Origin of the sequence: Kitasatospora phosalacinea (genome assembly GCF_000717185.1) — a bacterium.
Taxonomy (GTDB): Bacteria; Actinomycetota; Actinomycetes; order Streptomycetales; family Streptomycetaceae; genus Kitasatospora; species Kitasatospora phosalacinea_A.
This window is the reverse complement of sequence record NZ_JNYE01000004.1, coordinates 123,267-139,319: the sequence shown is the minus strand read 5'-3', so window position 1 is coordinate 139,319 and position 16,053 is coordinate 123,267. Positions and strand designations below refer to the sequence as shown.

Sequence of the window (16,053 nt, the reverse complement as noted above, 5' to 3'; positions counted from 1 at the left end):
CGGCCTGCGCGCCCTGGCCCCCGCCCACCTCAAGCACCCGCAGCCCGCCGCGGACGGCCCGCTGCTGGACGAGGGCACCAGCGCCTACGACGACGACCGGAACCAGGGGTGACCGAGCCCGGCCCGGAGCGCCCGGCAGGGGTCGGTCGGCCGTCGTCCCGGTGACGGGCCCGGCGGCCCGCCGGGCGGGGGTGCCGCGGCCGGACGGGGTGCCGCGGCCGGACGGGTGAGCGGAGTGCGGCGGACCGGGGTTCCGGGGGCGGTGCGACGGAGACTGATCGGATGATCAGTTCGGTGCGGGAGTGGGTGCTGCCGGAGCGGCAGCGGCGGTCGGTGGAGGAGCTGCGGGCGGACCTCGACCTGTCGGCCGGTGAGGTGCGGGCCAAGCGGTCGGCGTTCTGGACGATGCTGGTGCTCTCCTCGGTGATCGCCGCGTGCGGGGTGCTGACGGACTCCACCGCGACCGTGATCGGGGCGATGATCATCGCCCCGCTGTCCACCCCGATCATGGGGATCGCGCTCGGTGCGGTGCGGCGCCGGATCGGCGGCGCCGGGTGGTTCGTCCTCGGGGGCGTCGCGCTGGTGGTGGCCGTCGGGGCGCTGGCCTCGCTGGTCGTCCCGTCCGGCTACGACCTGCTGGCGGACAGCCAGATCGCCGGGCGCACCTCGCCCGGCCTGCTCGACCTCGCGGCCGCCCTCGCCACCGGCTTCGCGGGCGCGGTCGCACTGGCCCGCCGGGACGTGGCCGCGGTGCTGCCGGGCGTGGCGATCGCGATCTCGCTGGTGCCGCCGCTGGTGGTGGTCGGCGTCTGTGCCGGGCAGGGCGCGTGGTGGCTGGCGCTGGGCGCGCTGGTGCTGTTCGTCTCCAACCTGCTGGCACTGGTCTTCGCCGGGATGGTGGTCTTCGCCGCGATCGGTGCAGGCGCGGCCGACCGGGGACCGCGCCGCGCCTACGCCACCCTGGGCGTGCTGTTCGCCGCCGTCGGCCTGCTGCTGGCCGCCAGCACCACCGGCACCGTCCTGGTGCACGTGTGGACCAACCGCACCTCGGACGCCGCCACCGCCTGGCTCGCCGCGACCCCCGGCGCGCAGGTGGTCGACGTCCGGGCGCAGTCCCGCACCCTGCACGTCGCCGTCCGCACCCCCGCCGAACTCCCGCCCGTCGCCGACCTGTTGGACGCGCTGCGCGGCCGGGTCCCGGACGGCGTGCCGGTGGTGGTCACCACCACCGAGGGCCGCCGCATCGAAGCCGGACGGGTGGGCGCCGGTCAGTGACCCGGCAGACCGGGCGGCAGACCGGGCAGGCCGGTCAGCGGCCCGCCCGACGCGCCCGGCCCGCCCGACGCGCCCGGCCCGCCCGTCCGAACCCCTGCCTGACGCCCCGCCGGACGGCGGCGACGAGCGCTGCCGCGGTGGCGCTCGCCACCAGGAACAGCAGCCAGTTGCGCAGGTAGGGCAGCGGCAGCAGGGTCGGGTTGCCGTGGTCGTCCCCGGCCCGCAGCACCGCCGGGACGGCCACCGCGCCCACGGCCGCCGTGACCACCAGCCAGCCGCGCAGCACCGGCCGCCCCGTCGCGGCCGCGCCGAGCGCGCACACCAGCGGCAGCCACAGCCCGTCGTGCAGCGCCACCAACCCGGCCGCCCACAGCAGCACGCCGAGCGGCCCGGTCACGTACGGGTCGGTCAGCAGGCCCACCAGGCCGCAGGCGAGCAGGGCGAGACCGCCGAGCAGCAGGGCACCGCGCAGGATCCGCACCTCAGACCGCCTCGATCCGGGCGACCCACTTGGTCTGCAGCACCCCGGGCCGGTTCGGCGCGACGACCCGGGCCGGGAAGCCGTGGTCGGGCGTCAGCGGACGGCCGTCGAGCGCGAGGGCCAGCAGGGTGAGCGGGTCGTCGGCGTACGCGGCGGGCATCTCGGTGACCCGGTACGGGCCGTCGGCCTCCAGCGAGGTGATCCGGACGGTGGAGCCGGCCGGGACCCCGGCGCGGCGCAGCAGGTCGGCCAGGCGCACGCCCGTCCAGCGGGCGTCCGCGCTCCAGCCCTCGACGCAGGCGATCGGCAGGACGGCGGTGGTCTGCGGCAGGGCGCGCAGCTCGGCGAGGCCGATCCGGTAGCCGCCCGGGCCGTCGACGGCCAGCAGCCAGTCGGCGGGGACGGCGGTGGTCCCCGCCTGCGCGGCGGTGCGGTTGACCGGGAGGGAGTCGGTGCCGGTGCCGGAACCGGAACCGGGACGGCGCGGGGCGAACAGGTCGAGGCTCCGCAGCCAGGGCACGGACTGGCCCGCGGTGGTGAGGGTGACCGCCCCGACGGCGGCGGCCGTCGCCGCGAGCACGGCCCGCCGCTCGGTCGGCCGCTCGGTCGGCCGCCCGGTCGGTCGCCCGGGCAGCGGGGCGGGCAGCGGGGCGGAGCGGGTGCGGCGCCAGTGCGCGGCGATCTCCGGTGCCTTGACGGCCAGGTGGACCAGCAGCGCGCCGACGGCCGTCCACGCCGTCCAGTAGTGGGTCTGCCGGAACGGGAACGGCCACGGGTACCACTGCAGGGTGTTCAGCAGCCCGGTGAACAGCTCCAGCAGCACCGCCGCGACCAGCAGCGCGATCGACAGCCGCTCCAGCAGGTGCAGCACGCTGCGCGCGGGCGGCCACGCGAACAGCCGCGGGTACACCGTCCACAACTTCGCGCCCGCCAGCGGGATCGCGGCCAACCCGGCCACCACGTGCAGGCCCTGGGAGAGCCGGTAGCCGTTCACCGGACGGGACGGCAACCGGCCCGCCAGCCAGGACGGCGGGTCCTGGAGCAGGTGGCTGACCAGGCCGGTCGCGAAGCACAGCAGCAGCGCCGCGCCCAGCCACCGGCCGAGCACCACCGCGGTGCGCGGCCCGTGCGCGGGGGAGCGGAACGCGCCGGGACGGAACGGGCCGCGTCGCAGCGCGGCGGGCGGGGCGGGCAGCGGCGGGTCGAGGCGCCGCCGGGCGGGGGAGGGGTCGGGGTCCACGGGCCCATCGAAGCGCGCCCGGCGGCCGCGGCGGCGCTACGACGTGCTTACGGAATCCGAACGGGCGCCGGGGCGGGTCCGGTGTGCTGACGGAATCCGAACGGGCGCCGGGCGGGCCCGGAGTGCTTACGGAACCCGTACGGCCCACCGCGCCACGGCCGTGCGGGCGACCGGCGGTGCGAGGGTGGACCGGTGACCGCACGCCCCGTCCCGCTCTGCGCCCTCGCCGTCACCGCCCTGGCCGGCTGCCTCGCGCTGACCCTCACCACCGGCGGCACCCTCGGCAACCGCCCCCCGCTGTACGGCTGGTACGCCGCCGACGCCGTCCTGTTCGGGCTGTCCCTGCTCGCGCTGCGCCGGGTGCCGCAGCGGCAGGTGGCGCGGCTGGTGCTGGCCGGAGGCGTGCTGGTCGCCGCGGCCGGACTGCTGGCCCCGCCGCGGACCAGCGACGACGCCCACCGCTACGGCTGGGACGGCAAGGTGCAGGCGGCGGGCGTCTCCCCCTACGCGCACGCCCCCGAGGACCCGGCACTGGCCCGACTGCGCGACCCGGGCCGGTTCCCGGTCGGCGACGGCTGCACGGGGTGGGACGAGCGGCGCACCGCCGACGGGGCCTGCACCCGGATCAACCGGCCCGCCGTGCACACGGTCTACCCGCCGCTGGCGGAGGCGTGGTTCCTCGCCCAGCACCCGTTCGGCGACGGCGTCCGGGTCGCCCAGGCCGCCGGGGCGGTGCTGGCGGTGGCGACCACCGGCGTGCTGCTGGCCGTGACGGGCGGACGGCGGCGGGCCGCGCTGTGGGCCTGGTGCCCGGGGGTCGCGGTGTGGGCGGTCAACGACGCGCACGTCGACACCCTGGGCGCCCTGCTGACGGTGGCCGGCCTCGGCTGGGCGGCCCGCGGCCGGTCCGCGGCGGGCGGCGCCGCGCTGGGCGCGGCGACGGCGGTGAAACTGCTGCCCGCGCTGGCCCTGCCGGGCGCGCTCTCCGGTGCGCTCTCCCGCCGCCCGGCCCGCGCCGACCTGGTGCTGCCCGCCACCGCCGCCGGGGTGTTCGTCCTCTCCTACCTGCCGTACGTGGCGGCCTCCGGCACCGGGGTGCTCGGCTACCTGCCCGGCTACCTGCGCGAGGAGGGCTACCGGCAGGGCCACCTGGAGCGGTTCGGCCTGCTGCGCCTGGTCCTGCCCGACCGGCTCGCCCCGTGGGCCGGGGCGGCACTGCTCGCCGCCCTGGTGTGGCGGGTGCTGCGGCACGGCGACCCGGCACGACCGTGGCACGGCGCGCTGACGGTGACCGGCGGGGCGCTGCTGCTGGCCGCCCCCGCCTACCCCTGGTACGGACTGCTGGTGGTGGCCCTGGCGGCGCTGGACGGCCGCTGGGAGTGGCTGGCGGTGCCCGCGGCCGGGCAGCTGCTGTACCTGGCGGGCGGCAGCCGGGTGCAGCAACTCGCCTACGGCGCCGCCCTGCTGGTGATCACGGCGGCGTCCCTCCGGCGGGTCGGCCGGTGGCCGCGACCGGTCGGCGCGCGGATGACGGAAGTCTGACGGATCGCCCGCGCCCCTGGGCAGCGGCGGCTCGGGCTGGTCGAATCCTCCCGTGGACGACGACAACGAGGGCAATGGCAGCGGCACCGGCGGCAGCCGTGGTGACGGCGGCGGTGAAAGCAGCGGCAGCAGCAGCGGCGACCGTGGCAACAGCAGCGGCGGTGAAGGCAACGGCGGTAGCGGCAACCGCGGCAGCGGTGAAAGCAGCGACGGCAGCGGCGGCAGCAGTGGCGACGGCGACGAGGCCCGTGGCGCTCCGGTCGGCCGTCGGGTGGTGCTCGGGCTGCTGGGGCTGGGCGCGGCCGGGGTCGTGGCGGGGCCGTGGTTGCAGCGGGCGCAGGACGCGGTGGCGCGCAACGATCCGACGGGGCTGAGCCAGGCGCTGCCCGGCGGGGGAGGGTTCCGGTACTACTCGGTGACCGCGTCGGTGCCCGAGCGCGGGGAGGCCGACTACACCCTCGCCGTCGACGGCCTGGTGGAGCGGCCCGCCACCCTGCGGCTGGCCGACCTGCGGGCGCTCGCCCAGCGCCGGATCGTCCACGACGTGCAGCGCGTCACCGGGTGGCGGGTGCCCGCCACGCCCTTCGAGGGCGTTCCGCTGTCCGCGCTGCTGGACGCGGCCGGGGTCCGGCCGGAGGGGCGCGCGGTGCGCTTCGGCTGCTTCGACGGCGCCTACACCGAGAGCCTGACGCTGGAACAGGCCCGCCGCGACGACGTCCTGGTGGCGCTGCGGATGCAGGACCGGCCGATCGGCCACGAGCACGGCGGGCCGGTGCGCCTGTACGTCGCCCCGATGTACTTCTACAAGTCCGCCAAGTGGCTGTCCTCGATCACCGTCACCGACACCGTCCGCCCCGGGTACTGGGAGCGGCTGGGCTACGACGTGGACGCCTGGGTCGGCCGATCGAACGGACGCGACGATGCACCCACCAGCTGACCGCCGCCCCCGTTTCGCCCCCGCGCAGCGCCGGGCCCACCGCGTCACCGCGGTGCTGATGCTCACCTGCCTGGCCACCGCGGCCTGCCTCTACCTGCCGCCGCTGGCACAACTCGTGGGCCGCCGAAGGCTGGTGGCCACCGTGCACGAGTGGTGCGGCCTGCTGCTGCCGGTGCCGCTGCTGCTGGCCCTGGCCACCCGGGCGATGCGCCGGGACGCGGTGCGCCTGGGCCGGTTCACCGCCGCCGACCGCACCTGGCTGCGCACCGTGCGCCGCCGCCGGGCCGGGCCCCGGCCGGCCGGGAAGTTCAACGCCGGGCAGAAGCTGTACGCGCAGTGGACGCTCGGCACGATGCTGGTGATGCTCGGCACCGGCCTGCTGATGTGGTTCACCGGTCTCGCGCCCGCGGTGTGGCGCACCGGCGCGACCTTCGTCCACGACTGGTTCGCGTTCGCGGTCGCCGCCGTGGTGCTCGGCCACCTGCGGATGGCCTACCTGGACCCGGAGGCGCGGCGCGGCATGCGCACCGGCGCCGTCGAGCGCGAGTGGGCCGAGCGCGAGCACCCGCAGTGGGCGGAACCGGACTGACCCGCCGTCAGGAACGGGTCAGTGTCAGGAACGAGCGGCCGTGCGAGTCCCAGCGCTCCGCCCGTTCCAGGCCGACGGCCCGGGCCCGCCGCAGCGCCGCGGCGGGCCCGCAGCGCGCCCAGCGGAACGGTGGCCCGGCGCCGTCCGGGCCCTCCACCCGGACGTCCGCCACCTCGTCCACCTCCTGCGTCGCGGTCTCCACCAGCAGCAGGCCGCCCGGGGCGAGCAGCGCGCCCGCCCGGGCCAGCAGGGCGTCCGGGTCGCCGCCGATGCCGAGGTTGCCGTCGGCGAGCAGCACGCCGCCCCAGCGGCCCTCGGCGGGCAGCCGGTCGAAGACCGAGCGGCGCAGCGCGAGACCGCCCAGGCGGGCGGTGTGCTCCACCGAGGCCGCGCAGACGTCCACCCCGAGCGCGGGCACGCCCGCCGCCAGCAGCGCCGCCACCAGCCGACCGGGGCCGCAGCCCAGGTCCAGCACCGGCGCGGACAGGCCCAGGCAGCGCAGCACCAGCCCGTGGTCCGCCCCGGCGGCCGGGGCGCACCAGCGCTCCACCTCCAGCGCCAGCCGCGAACCGTCCGCCCGGCGCAGCCACAGCGGGCCCCGCCCGGCCCGCACCGCCCGCCCGAACGGGTCGTCGACCCACGGCTCGGCGGTGCCGCTGCGCAGGGCGGTGCGAGGGCTCACGCGTCCACCTGCCGGGGAGCGGGGCGCCCGTCCGTCCGGTGTCCGTCCGTCCGGGGCCTGTCCGTCCGGGGCCTGTCCGTCCGGGGCCTGTCCGTCCGGGGGCACGGCGGGCGCACGTGCGCGGTGTCGGCCCGCGGGTGCGGCCGCCGCGGGGCGGTGCCGCTCACCGGGCCGGGCCGGGTGCCGCGGCGAGCTCCCGCAGCCGGGCGGCGAAGCGCGTGCCGGGGGCCAGCGCGGCGACCCGGGCGGCGTCGTCCGGCCCGTCCACGTCCAGCAGCGTCGGCAGCTCGCGGACCGCCAGGCCGTCCGCCGCCAGCCGGTCCAGGACGTGGCGGCCGGTGGCGGCGGTCGACATCGGTACGCCGTGCAGCAGCCGCTCGGCCAGGCGGGCGTCCGGGCGGGCCAGTCCGAGGGCCCAGAAGCCGCCGTCCTCGGCGGGCCCGAACCAGGCGTCGGCGCCCGGGCGCTGCGCCGCGGACAGTGGCGCGGCGAGGACGGCCGGGTCGAGCTGCGGGGTGTCCGAGCCGACCAGCAGGGCCGGGGCGCGCGGGGCGAGCCGGGCGGCGTGGGCGAAGGCGGCGGCGATCCGGCGGTCCAGGCCGCCCCCGCACTGCGGCACCACCTCCCAGCCCGGCGGCAGCCACCGGCCGGGCTCGCCGTCCAGCACCAGCAGGCGGCGGCCGGCCGGGACGAGGGCGAGCGCGGCCAGGGTGTCGGCGAGGGCCGCCTCGGCCAGGTCGGCGGCCTGCTCGAAGGTGAAGGCCGGGGTCAGCCGGGTCTTCGACCGGCCCGGCTGCGGCGCCTTGGAGAGCAGCAGCAGCGTCGGCGGCGGGGCCGCGAGCACCCCGCGCATGTCGCGCACCGCCTGCCGGGTGCCGCGCACCGTCCCGGTCACCTTCGAGCGGCCCGCCCGCGGCCGGTAGTCCACCGGCACCTCGGCGATCCGCATGCCCGCCGCCGACGCCGACAGCACCGCCTCCAGCGGGTAGCCCGAGCGCCGGTCGCCCAGGCCCAGCGCCAGCAGTCGCTCCCGGCGCGCCGCCCGCATCGGCCCGAGGTCGTGCAGGTCGGCGCCCGTCAGCGCGCGCAGCCGACCGGCCAGCACCAGGTTCGCCAGCCTGGCGTGCGGCGGCCACGCCCCGAACGAGACCGGCCGCCGCCGCCCCAGCACCAGGTCGGCCGTGCCCGCCGCGACCGGGCCGACCACCCGGGGCAGCTGCGCCGGGTCCAACGACCCGTCGCAGTCCAGGAAGCAGACGAACTCGGCGTCGGCCGCCAGCAGCCCGGCGTGGCAGGCCGCGCCGAACCCCCGGCGCGGCTCCGCCACCACCGTCGCGCCCAGCTCGGCCGCGAGCTGCGCCGAGCCGTCCCGCGAACCGTTGTCGACCACGATCGCCCGCCAGCCGGCCGGCACCCGGCCCAGCACCCAGGGCAGCGCCCGCGCCTCGTCCAGGCAGGGCAGTACCACGTCCACCGAGGACGGGAGAAGAGGAGGAGTCACGACCGCCACGCTAACCACGCCCGACCCCGCCGCGGCCGAGCCGCGCCCTTACGGAAGTCGTACGGCGCACCCGCCCGGACGGCGGGCCTGCCCGGACGGTGCACCCGCCCGGACGGCGGACCTTACGGAACCCGAACGCCGGTCCGGTGCGGGCCCGCGGGCGCGCCCGCACTCGTATCCTCGGGCGGGTGAACCACAGCCCCGCCCCCGCCGGACCGCCGCAACCCGCGCGCGTCCTGGTCGTCGACGACGACCCGACCGTCGGCGAGGTCGTGGCCGGCTACCTCACCCGGGCCGGCCACCTGGTCGAGCGCGCCGAGGACGGGCAGCGCGGCCTCGACCTGGCCGAACGCCACCGCCCCGACCTGCTCGTCCTCGACCTGATGCTGCCCGGCCTCGACGGCCTCGAAGTGCTGCGCCGCCTGCGCGCCCGCCCCGACCGCGCGGACCGCGCGGACCTGCCGGTGGTGCTGCTCACCGCCAGGGGCGACGAGGCCGACCGCGTCCTGGGCCTCGAACTCGGCGCGGACGACTACGTCACCAAGCCGTTCAGCCCGCGCGAACTCGTCCTGCGCGTCCAGTCGATCCTGCGCCGCGCCCGCACCGCCCCGGCCGACGGTGCCGCCCCGCTGCGCTCCGGCGACCTCGCGCTCGACCCCCGGGCCCGCCGCGCCCACCGAGGAGGACGCGAACTCACTCTCACCGCGCGCGAGTTCGACCTGCTCGCGTTCCTCCTCCGGCATCCCGGGACGGTGTTCTCCCGGCAGGAGCTGATGCAGCGCGTCTGGGGCTGGGACTTCGGCGACCTCTCCACCGTCACCGTCCACGTCCGCCGCCTGCGCGAGAAGATCGAGGACGACCCCGGCGCGCCCGAACTGATCAGCACCGTCTGGGGCGTCGGCTACCGCTACGACCCGGCCGGTGCGGCACCGGACGGTCCGGCACAGGGCGGTGCGGCGTGAAGGACCTGCTGCTGATCGCCCTGTTCGCCGCGCTCGGCGCCGCCGCCGCCGGACTGCTCGGCCTGGCCGCGCTGCGGCTGCTGCGCCGCCGCTCGCTGGCGCTCGGCCTGTTCGCCGTCGCCGTGGTCAGCGTCCTCGCCGTCACCTCCGGGACGTTCGCGGTCGCCCGGGCGATGTTCCTCTCCCCCCACGACCTCGGCGTGGTCGGCACCGTCCTGGTGATGGCCTCGGTGGTCGCGCTGCTCACCGCCGCGCTGCTGGGCCGCCAGGTCACCGCGGGCGGCCGGGCGCTGGCGGTGGCCGCCCGCACCGTCGGCGGCGACGCCGGGTTCGCCCCGCCCGACCGGCCGCTCGGCCGGGAACTGGCCGCCGTCAGCGCCGAACTCGCCGCCACCAGCGCCCGGCTCGCCGAATCCCGGGACCGCGAACGGGCCCTGGACGCCTCCCGGCGCGAACTCGTCGCCTGGATCTCGCACGACCTGCGCACCCCGCTGGCCGGGCTGCGCGCGATGGCCGAGGCGCTGGAGGACGGCGTCGCCGAGGAACCCGAGCGCTACCTCGCCCGCATCCGCACCGAGGTGGAGCGGCTCACCGCCATGGTCGACGACCTGTTCGAGCTCTCCCGGATCCAGGCCGGAGCGCTCTCGCTCAGCCTCTCCCGGGTCTCCCTGCACGACCTGGTCGACGACGCGCTGGCCGGCGCCCACCCGCTGGCCCGGCAGCGCGGCGTCCGCCTGGAGGGCCGCCGCGTCGAGCCCGCCCCGGTCGAGGCCGACCCCCGGGAGATCACCCGGGTGATCGGCAACCTGCTGGTCAACGCGATCCGCGCCACCCCGCCCGACGGTGTCGTCGCCGTCTCCACCCGCCGGGAGGACGACGCCGTCGTGCTCGCCGTCACCGACGGCTGCGGCGGCATCCCCGAACCCGACCTCCCCCGCCTCTTCGAGACCGGCTGGCGCGGCACCGCCGCCCGCACCCCCCGCCCGACCGGCCCCGCGGCCCCCGGCACCCCCGACACGGCCGACAGCGGCGCCGGCCTCGGCCTCGCCATCGTCCGCGGCATCGTGGAGGCGCACGCCGGACGGGCCCGCGTCCGCAACGTCGACGGCGGCTGCTGCTTCGAGATCACCCTCCCCACGGCCCGCCGCGCCTGACACCCCCGCCGGGCGGGGCCGGGGAGGGGCGGTGCTGCGGTGGGGGCGAGGGGGCCCCGGTGGCGGTGGGGCGCGGTGTCCGGTCGGCGGCCGTTCCGTCGTCGCAGGACCGTGCTCCGCGCTGCCGCGTCCCGCCCGGCTGTTCGGGGCGTTCGGCGGGTCCGGTCCGGTCCGGTCGGCGTCGGTGGCCGGGGAGGGGCGGTGCTGCTGCGGGGCGAGGGGACCGGTGGCGTCCGGGCGGCAGTCGTTCCGCCGTCCGTCAGGTGCGTTGCGGGGCCGCTGCGAACTCGGCCATCCCCGCCCCGAACGCGACCCGGGGACGCCAGCCCAGTTCCGTGCGCAGGCGTCCGGAGTCCGCCGTCACGTGCCGGACGTCGCCCAGCCGGTACTCGCCCGTCACCACCGGGGCCGGGCCGTCGCACGCCGCCGCCAGCGCTCCCGCCAGGTCGCCCACGGTGCGGACCTCCCCGCTGCCCACGTTGTACGCCCGGGTGCTGCCCGCCGGTCGGTCGGGCAGTGCCGCCAGTGCCGCCGCGTTGGCGGCGGCCACGTCCGCGACGTGCACGAAGTCGCGGCGCTGGCCGCCGTCCTCGAACACCCGCGGGGCCTCGCCGCGCGCCAGCGCCGAGCGGAACAGCGAGGCCACCCCCGCGTACGGGGTGTCCCGGGGCATCCCCGGCCCGTACACGTTGTGGTAGCGGAGCGTCAGGACCCGGCCGCCGCAGGCCCGGGCCCAGGCGGACGCCAGGTGCTCCTGGGCGAGCTTGGTCGCCGCGTACACGTTGCGCGGGTCGGCGGGGGCGTCCTCCGCGACCAGCCCGGGCAGCAGGGGTTCGCCGCACACCGGGCACGGCGGTTCGAAGCGCCCCGCGTCCAGGTCCGCGGCCCGGCGCGGCCCGGGGGCCACCGGGCCGTGCGCCCCGCAGCGGTACGCGCCCTCGCCGTAGACCACCATCGACCCGGCCAGCACCAGCTCCCGCACCCCGCGCCGGGCCATCGCCGCCAGCAGCACCGCCGTGCCCAGGTCGTTGCACCCGGCGTACGCGGGGGCGTCGTCGAGGTCCACGCCCAGCCCGACCATCGCCGCCTGGTGGCAGACCGCCGACACCCCGTCCAGGGCGGCCTCCACCGCGGCCGCGTCCCGCACGTCGGCGTGCCGGAACTCCGCGCCCGCCGGGACCGCCGACGGCAGCCCCGACGGGTGCACCGCCGGGAGCAGCGCGTCCAGCACCCGCACCTCGTGGCCGCCCGCGAGCAGCTCTCCGACCACCGCCGAGCCGATGAAACCGGCCCCGCCCGTCACCAGGATCCTCATGCCGGCGACGCTACCCGCGCCCGCGCCCGGAAGGCCCCGGCCGCGCCCGGCCGTCAGCGACCGGTAAGGAGCCGCCGGTGCTCAGGACCGCCGGGGCCCAGGACAGTGGGCGCTCAGGACGGTGGGCGCTCAGGACGGCGGGGCGGCCGCCCGGACGGCCTCGCCGACCCGGGCCGGGGAGGTGCGCCAGGGGGCGCCGTGGCCGGGCAGGATCCAGGACGCGGGCAGGTGGGCGATCCGGTCGAGGGAGGCGAGGGCGGCGGCCGGGTCGTCGGTGAAGGGGGCGGGCTGGGGGCCGCGGCGCCCGGTGAGGACGTGGCGGGTGGTCAGCGCGTCGCCGACGAAGAGCGCGTCGGCGAGCGGGACGTGCACGGCGACGCTGCCGGGGGAGTGCCCCGGCAGGCCCACGATCACCGGGCTGCCGGGCAGGTCCAGCACGTCGCCGTCGCCGACCTCGGTGACGGCGCCGAGGTGGCGGGTGCGCAGGCCGTTCTTCCGGACGGCGTAGCCGAGGAAGCCGAGCGCCGGTCCGGGCCGCCAGGGGCCGGTCGCGACGGGCGGCTTCTCGCCGGTGCGGGCGCGGGCGGCGTCGGCGGCGTGCACGAACACCGGGACGCCGTGGGCGCTGCGCAGGCGTTCGGCGAAGCCGAGGTGGTCGGAGTCGCCGTGGGTCAGGACCAGGCCGCGGACGTCGTCGACGGACTTGCCCAGGGAGCGCAGTTCGCGCTGCAGGTCCCGCCAGTGGCCGGGCAGTCCGGCGTCGACGAGGGTGATGCCCTCGGCGGTGTCGACGAGGTAGCAGGCCACGGTGTCGTTGCCGAGGCGGTGCAGGTGGGGTGCGAGTCTCACGGGGCTTCCTCTCCGGGGGAGTTCAGGCCAGCAGGTCGTGCAGCGCGGTGATGACCTCGCGGCCGGCGGGGTCGGTGAAGTCGCGCACCAGGTCGGTGGCGAAGGACGCGACGGAGGTCACGGTGCCGCCCGCGGCCCGGATCTGCTCGTGGGCGGCGTCCTCCGTGCGCTGCGACATGCCGCCGCCCGCGTCGACCAGGACGACCACCCGGTGGCCGTCGGCCAGGGCGTCGAGCGCGGTGTGCAGGACCACGATCTCCGAGACCACGCCGCACAGGGCCAGGGTCGGGCGGGCGTGGGCGGCGACCCGGGCGCGCCAGGCCGGGTCGTCCCAGCAGGACGGCCCGCTGCGCACGAACGGCGTCGCGGCGGGGAGTTCGGCGATGACGCCGGGCCCGCCGGGCCGGGGCGCGGCGGAGACGGTGAACGGGATCTCCAGCGTCCGGGCGATCCGGCCGAGCACTCCGGCGGAGCGCCGGACGGTGTCCGGGGGGTTGGTGCGGCTCAGGGCCACGATGCTGTCCTGCAGGTCGGCGAAGACGATCTGCACGGTGCGGGGGTCAAGCACTGTTCCCACTCCAAATCATTCATGGCTAGAACGGTTTGGTGAAGGTAGCATGCCTCTCGTGAACGATGTCAAGTGGGTCGAGACGCTCACCTTCCGGTTCGGCGTACTGGGCGCGCTGGTCGCCGACCGGTACGCCCGGGCGCTGGCCGAGCACGACCTGAAGCCCAAGCACGTCGGCCTGCTGAGCGTCCTCGACGCGGGGCTCGGCGCCTCCCAGCTGGAGATCGCCAAGCTGATGCGGGTGGCGCCCAGCCTGGTGGTCTCGCTCGCCGACCACCTGGAGGCCGCGGGCGCGGTCGAGCGGCTGCGCGACCCGGCCGACCGCCGCCGCCAGATCCTGCGCCTCACCGACCGCGGGCACGACCTCCTCGCCCGCTGCACGGCCCGGGCGACCGCCCTCGACGCGGAGCTCACCGCCGGCCTCACCCCCGCCCAGCAGGCCGCCCTCGGCGCGGCGTTCGACCGCCTGGCGGCCGCCCACGGCCTCCCGCTGCACGAGGACCCGGACGCGACCCCCCGGTAGCCGCATGCGGACGCGACGGCGTGGGGAGACTCGTACCCGGCGGCAGGTCGGATCCGGGCGGGAGCCCGTACGGGGACGGAGTCGATGCGCGGTGGAACGACGCTTGTCGGTCGCGACGCACTGGGGCAGTTTCACCGCGGTGGTCGACTCCGGCCGCCTGCTGCGGATCGAACCGAAGGAGGACGACCCCGCGCCCTCGCCGATCGGCCCCGGCATGGTCCGGGCCGCCGAGGACGGCGCCCGGGTGCTGCGCCCCGCCGTGCGCAGGGGGTGGCTGGACGGGCGGCCGCGGGAGGGCGGCAGCGCCCGCGGCGCGGACTCCTTCGTCGAGGTCGGCTGGGACGAGGCGCTCACGCTGGTGGGCGACGAACTGCGCCGGGTGCGGGAGCGGTACGGGGACGCCGCGGTGTTCGGCGGCTCCTACGGCTGGGCGAGCGCGGGCGCCCTCCACCACGCGCAGGGGCAGCTCCAGCGGTTCCTGGCGCTCGGCGGCGGCTACACCGACTCCCGCAACACGTACAGCACCGCGGCCCTGGAGGTGATCCTGCCGCACGTGATCGGCGGGCACCCGTGGAGCTACCAGTCCCGGATGCCGATGTGGGACGAGATAGCCGAGGGCTGCGAACTCGTGGTCGCGTTCGGCGGGCTGGCCCTCAAGAACAGCCAGGTCAACCCCGGCGGCCTGGCCCGGCACCGCACCCGCGACCTGCAGCGCCGGTGCCGCGACGCCGGGGTGCGGTTCGTGAACGTCAGCCCGATCCGCAGCGACACCGCCGACTTCCTCGGCGCCCGGTGGCTGCCCGTCGTCCCCAACACCGACACCGCCGCGATGCTCGGCATCGCGCACACCATGCTGGTCAACGGCTGGCACGACGAGGACTTCCTGCGCCGCTGCTGCACCGGGTTCGACCGCTTCGCCGCCTACCTGCTCGGCGAGGCCGACGGCGTCCCCAAGGACGCCGCCTGGGCCGCGGCGATCACCGGCATCGACCGCGGCACGCTCACCGACCTGGCCCGCCGCCTCACCGCGCAGCGCTCCCTCGTCGTGGTCAACTACGCGGTGCAGCGGGCGGACCACGGCGAACAGCCGATCTGGATGTCCGTCGTGCTGGCCGCGATGGCGGGCTCGATGGGGCGGCCCGGCTGCGGCTGGGGCGCGGGCTACGCGACGATGGACGCGACCGGCGTCGCCCCCGGCCGCCCCTCCGTGGCGTCCGTCCCCGCCGTCCCCAACCCCGTCCCGGACTTCATCCCGGTCGCCCGGATCGCCGACGCCCTGCTGCACCCCGGCCGGAGCATCGACTACGACGGCCGGCGCCTCACCCTGCCCGAACTCCGCCTGGTCTACTGGTGCGGCGGCAACCCGTTCCACCACCACCAGGACCTGCACCGGCTCGCCCGGGCCTGGCAGGCCCCCGACACGGTGGTGGTCCACGAGGCCTGGTGGAACACCACCGCCAAGTTCGCGGACGTCGTCCTGCCCGTCGCCACCGGCCTGGAGCGCGACGACTTCACCGCCGGGTTCTGCGACCCGCACCTCACCGCGATGCCGAAGGTCCGCGAACCGGCCGGCGAGTCGCGCACCGACCACCGGATCTTCGCCGACCTGGCCGCCCGGCTCGGCTACGGGCGGGAGTTCACGGACTCGCGCACCGAGGCCGAGTGGCTCCGGCACCTGTACGAGCAGACCAGGGCCGCCCTCGGCGACCCCGCCGCGCTGCCGGACTTCGACGCGTTCTGGCGCCGCACCACCGTCGAACTGCCCGCCCTGACCGGCCCGTTCCCCGGCAGCTTCGCGGCGCTCCGGGCGGACCCGCAGCGCTTCCCGCTGGCGACGCCCTCGGGCCGGATCGAGGTCTTCTCCGCCGAGATCGACTCCTACGGCTACGACGACTGCGCCGGGCACCCCACCTGGTACGAACCGGCCGAGTGGCTCGGCGGCGACCTGGCGGAGCGCTTCCCGCTGCACCTGGTCTCCAACCAGCCCGCCTCCCGGCTGCACAGCCAGTACGACAACGGCGGCCGCAGCCTCGACTCGAAGATCCGCGGCCGCGAGCCCGTGACGCTCAACCCGGCGGACGCCGCGGCGCGCGGCATCGTGGACGGCGCGGTCGTGCGGGTCTTCAACGACCGCGGCAGCTGCCTGGCCGGCGCGGTCCTGTCGGACGACGTCATGCCGGGCGTCGTCCAACTCCCCACCGGCGCCTGGTGGGACCCGGAGGAGCCGGGGGCGGGCGGCACCCTGGACCGCCACGGCAACCCGAACTCCCTCACCGCGGACCGGCCGTGCTCGCGCCTGTCCCAGGGGCCGAGCGCCCTCAGCGCGCTGGTCGACGTCGAACGCCATGACGGGCCGCTGCCCGATGTGCTCGCCTTCGTCCCCCCGCCGCTCGAACGCTGACGCGAACCCCGCGGGCCCACCGGCCCGCGGAATT

At 77.6% G+C, this 16,053-nt stretch carries 15 protein-coding genes and 1 pseudogene; 8 read left to right on the top strand and 8 right to left on the bottom strand.

Annotated elements, in window-relative coordinates; all coding sequences use genetic code 11:
- Positions 1-282 precede the first annotated feature (282 nt).
- Complete coding sequence (locus tag OO57_RS03270) at positions 283-1,275, top strand: DUF389 domain-containing protein (protein WP_033250695.1); 993 nt, start codon at positions 283-285, stop codon at positions 1,273-1,275.
- Between the two features lie 34 nt (positions 1,276-1,309).
- Here OO57_RS03270 and OO57_RS03265 read toward each other — a convergent pair whose 3' ends face one another.
- Positions 1,310-1,756, bottom strand: coding sequence for a hypothetical protein (locus tag OO57_RS03265; protein WP_033250694.1), 447 nt, complete (start codon positions 1,754-1,756; stop codon positions 1,310-1,312).
- A 1-nt stretch (position 1,757) separates the two neighbouring features.
- Positions 1,758-2,951 (bottom strand): molybdopterin-dependent oxidoreductase, encoded by a 1,194-nt coding sequence (locus tag OO57_RS03260; protein WP_418909871.1) that lies wholly within the window; start codon positions 2,949-2,951, stop codon positions 1,758-1,760.
- A 237-nt stretch (positions 2,952-3,188) separates the two neighbouring features.
- Here OO57_RS03260 and OO57_RS03255 point away from each other — a divergent pair, with 237 nt between their 5' ends.
- From OO57_RS03255 to OO57_RS03245, 3 genes are read left to right on the top strand one after another with little or no spacing between them, the layout of a single operon-like run.
- Positions 3,189-4,538: a glycosyltransferase 87 family protein gene (locus OO57_RS03255; protein ID WP_051776456.1), complete on the top strand. Its 1,350-nt coding sequence runs from the start codon at positions 3,189-3,191 to the stop codon at positions 4,536-4,538.
- A 52-nt stretch (positions 4,539-4,590) separates the two neighbouring features.
- Positions 4,591-5,475, top strand: a complete 885-nt coding sequence (locus tag OO57_RS03250) for a molybdopterin-dependent oxidoreductase (protein ID WP_081973425.1) — start codon at positions 4,591-4,593, stop codon at positions 5,473-5,475.
- A complete protein-coding gene (locus OO57_RS03245; RefSeq protein ID WP_033250693.1) occupies positions 5,459-6,064 on the top strand; it encodes a cytochrome b/b6 domain-containing protein in 606 nt (201 codons plus the stop codon). The genes OO57_RS03250 and OO57_RS03245 overlap by 17 nt, the downstream gene beginning before the upstream one ends.
- Positions 6,065-6,071: 7 nt before the next feature.
- Here OO57_RS03245 and OO57_RS03240 read toward each other — a convergent pair whose 3' ends face one another.
- The 3 genes and pseudogenes from OO57_RS03240 to OO57_RS44535 all read right to left on the bottom strand — a co-directional run.
- Positions 6,072-6,746 carry a methyltransferase domain-containing protein gene (locus tag OO57_RS03240; protein WP_106973884.1) on the bottom strand — a complete coding sequence of 225 codons (675 nt, stop codon included), beginning with the start codon at positions 6,744-6,746 and terminating at the stop codon, positions 6,072-6,074.
- A 163-nt stretch (positions 6,747-6,909) separates the two neighbouring features.
- Entirely contained in the window at positions 6,910-7,599 is a 690-nt protein-coding gene (locus OO57_RS44540; protein ID WP_199811188.1) for a TIGR04282 family arsenosugar biosynthesis glycosyltransferase, read from the bottom strand.
- Positions 7,573-8,220, bottom strand: a pseudogene (locus tag OO57_RS44535) (glycosyltransferase family 2 protein); the annotation flags it as partial. The gene OO57_RS44540 and the pseudogene OO57_RS44535, both read right to left, overlap by 27 nt.
- A 215-nt stretch (positions 8,221-8,435) precedes the next feature.
- On the opposite strand from OO57_RS44535, the gene OO57_RS03230 reads away from it, so the two are divergent.
- Positions 8,436-9,209, top strand: coding sequence for a response regulator transcription factor (locus OO57_RS03230; RefSeq protein WP_158715006.1), 774 nt, complete (start codon positions 8,436-8,438; stop codon positions 9,207-9,209).
- A complete protein-coding gene (locus tag OO57_RS03225) occupies positions 9,206-10,363 on the top strand; it encodes a sensor histidine kinase (protein ID WP_033250692.1) in 1,158 nt (385 codons plus the stop codon). The genes OO57_RS03230 and OO57_RS03225 overlap by 4 nt, the downstream gene beginning before the upstream one ends.
- 259 nt (positions 10,364-10,622) lie before the next feature.
- Here the strand turns inward: OO57_RS03225 and OO57_RS03220 are convergent, their stop codons facing one another.
- The 3 genes from OO57_RS03220 to OO57_RS03210 all read right to left on the bottom strand — a co-directional run bounded on the left by OO57_RS03220 (position 10,623) and on the right by OO57_RS03210 (position 13,104).
- Positions 10,623-11,678 carry an NAD-dependent epimerase/dehydratase family protein gene (locus OO57_RS03220; RefSeq protein WP_033250691.1) on the bottom strand — a complete coding sequence of 352 codons (1,056 nt, stop codon included), beginning with the start codon at positions 11,676-11,678 and terminating at the stop codon, positions 10,623-10,625.
- 129 nt (positions 11,679-11,807) lie between these two features.
- The gene (locus OO57_RS03215; RefSeq protein ID WP_033250690.1) at positions 11,808-12,527 is read right to left on the bottom strand and encodes an MBL fold metallo-hydrolase; all 720 of its coding nucleotides are present in this window, start codon (positions 12,525-12,527) and stop codon (positions 11,808-11,810) included.
- 22 nt (positions 12,528-12,549) lie between these two features.
- Complete coding sequence (locus OO57_RS03210) at positions 12,550-13,104, bottom strand: isochorismatase family protein (RefSeq protein WP_234337200.1); 555 nt, start codon at positions 13,102-13,104, stop codon at positions 12,550-12,552.
- 40 nt (positions 13,105-13,144) lie between these two features.
- Here OO57_RS03210 and OO57_RS03205 point away from each other — a divergent pair, with 40 nt between their 5' ends.
- Both OO57_RS03205 and OO57_RS03200 read left to right on the top strand, forming a co-directional pair.
- The gene (locus OO57_RS03205) at positions 13,145-13,618 is read left to right on the top strand and encodes a MarR family winged helix-turn-helix transcriptional regulator (protein ID WP_033250689.1); all 474 of its coding nucleotides are present in this window, start codon (positions 13,145-13,147) and stop codon (positions 13,616-13,618) included.
- A gap of 103 nt (positions 13,619-13,721) precedes the next feature.
- On the top strand, positions 13,722-16,019 hold the full coding sequence (locus tag OO57_RS03200) for a molybdopterin-dependent oxidoreductase (RefSeq protein WP_234337199.1): 2,298 nt from the start codon (positions 13,722-13,724) through the stop codon (positions 16,017-16,019).
- Positions 16,020-16,053: the final 34 nt, after the last annotated feature.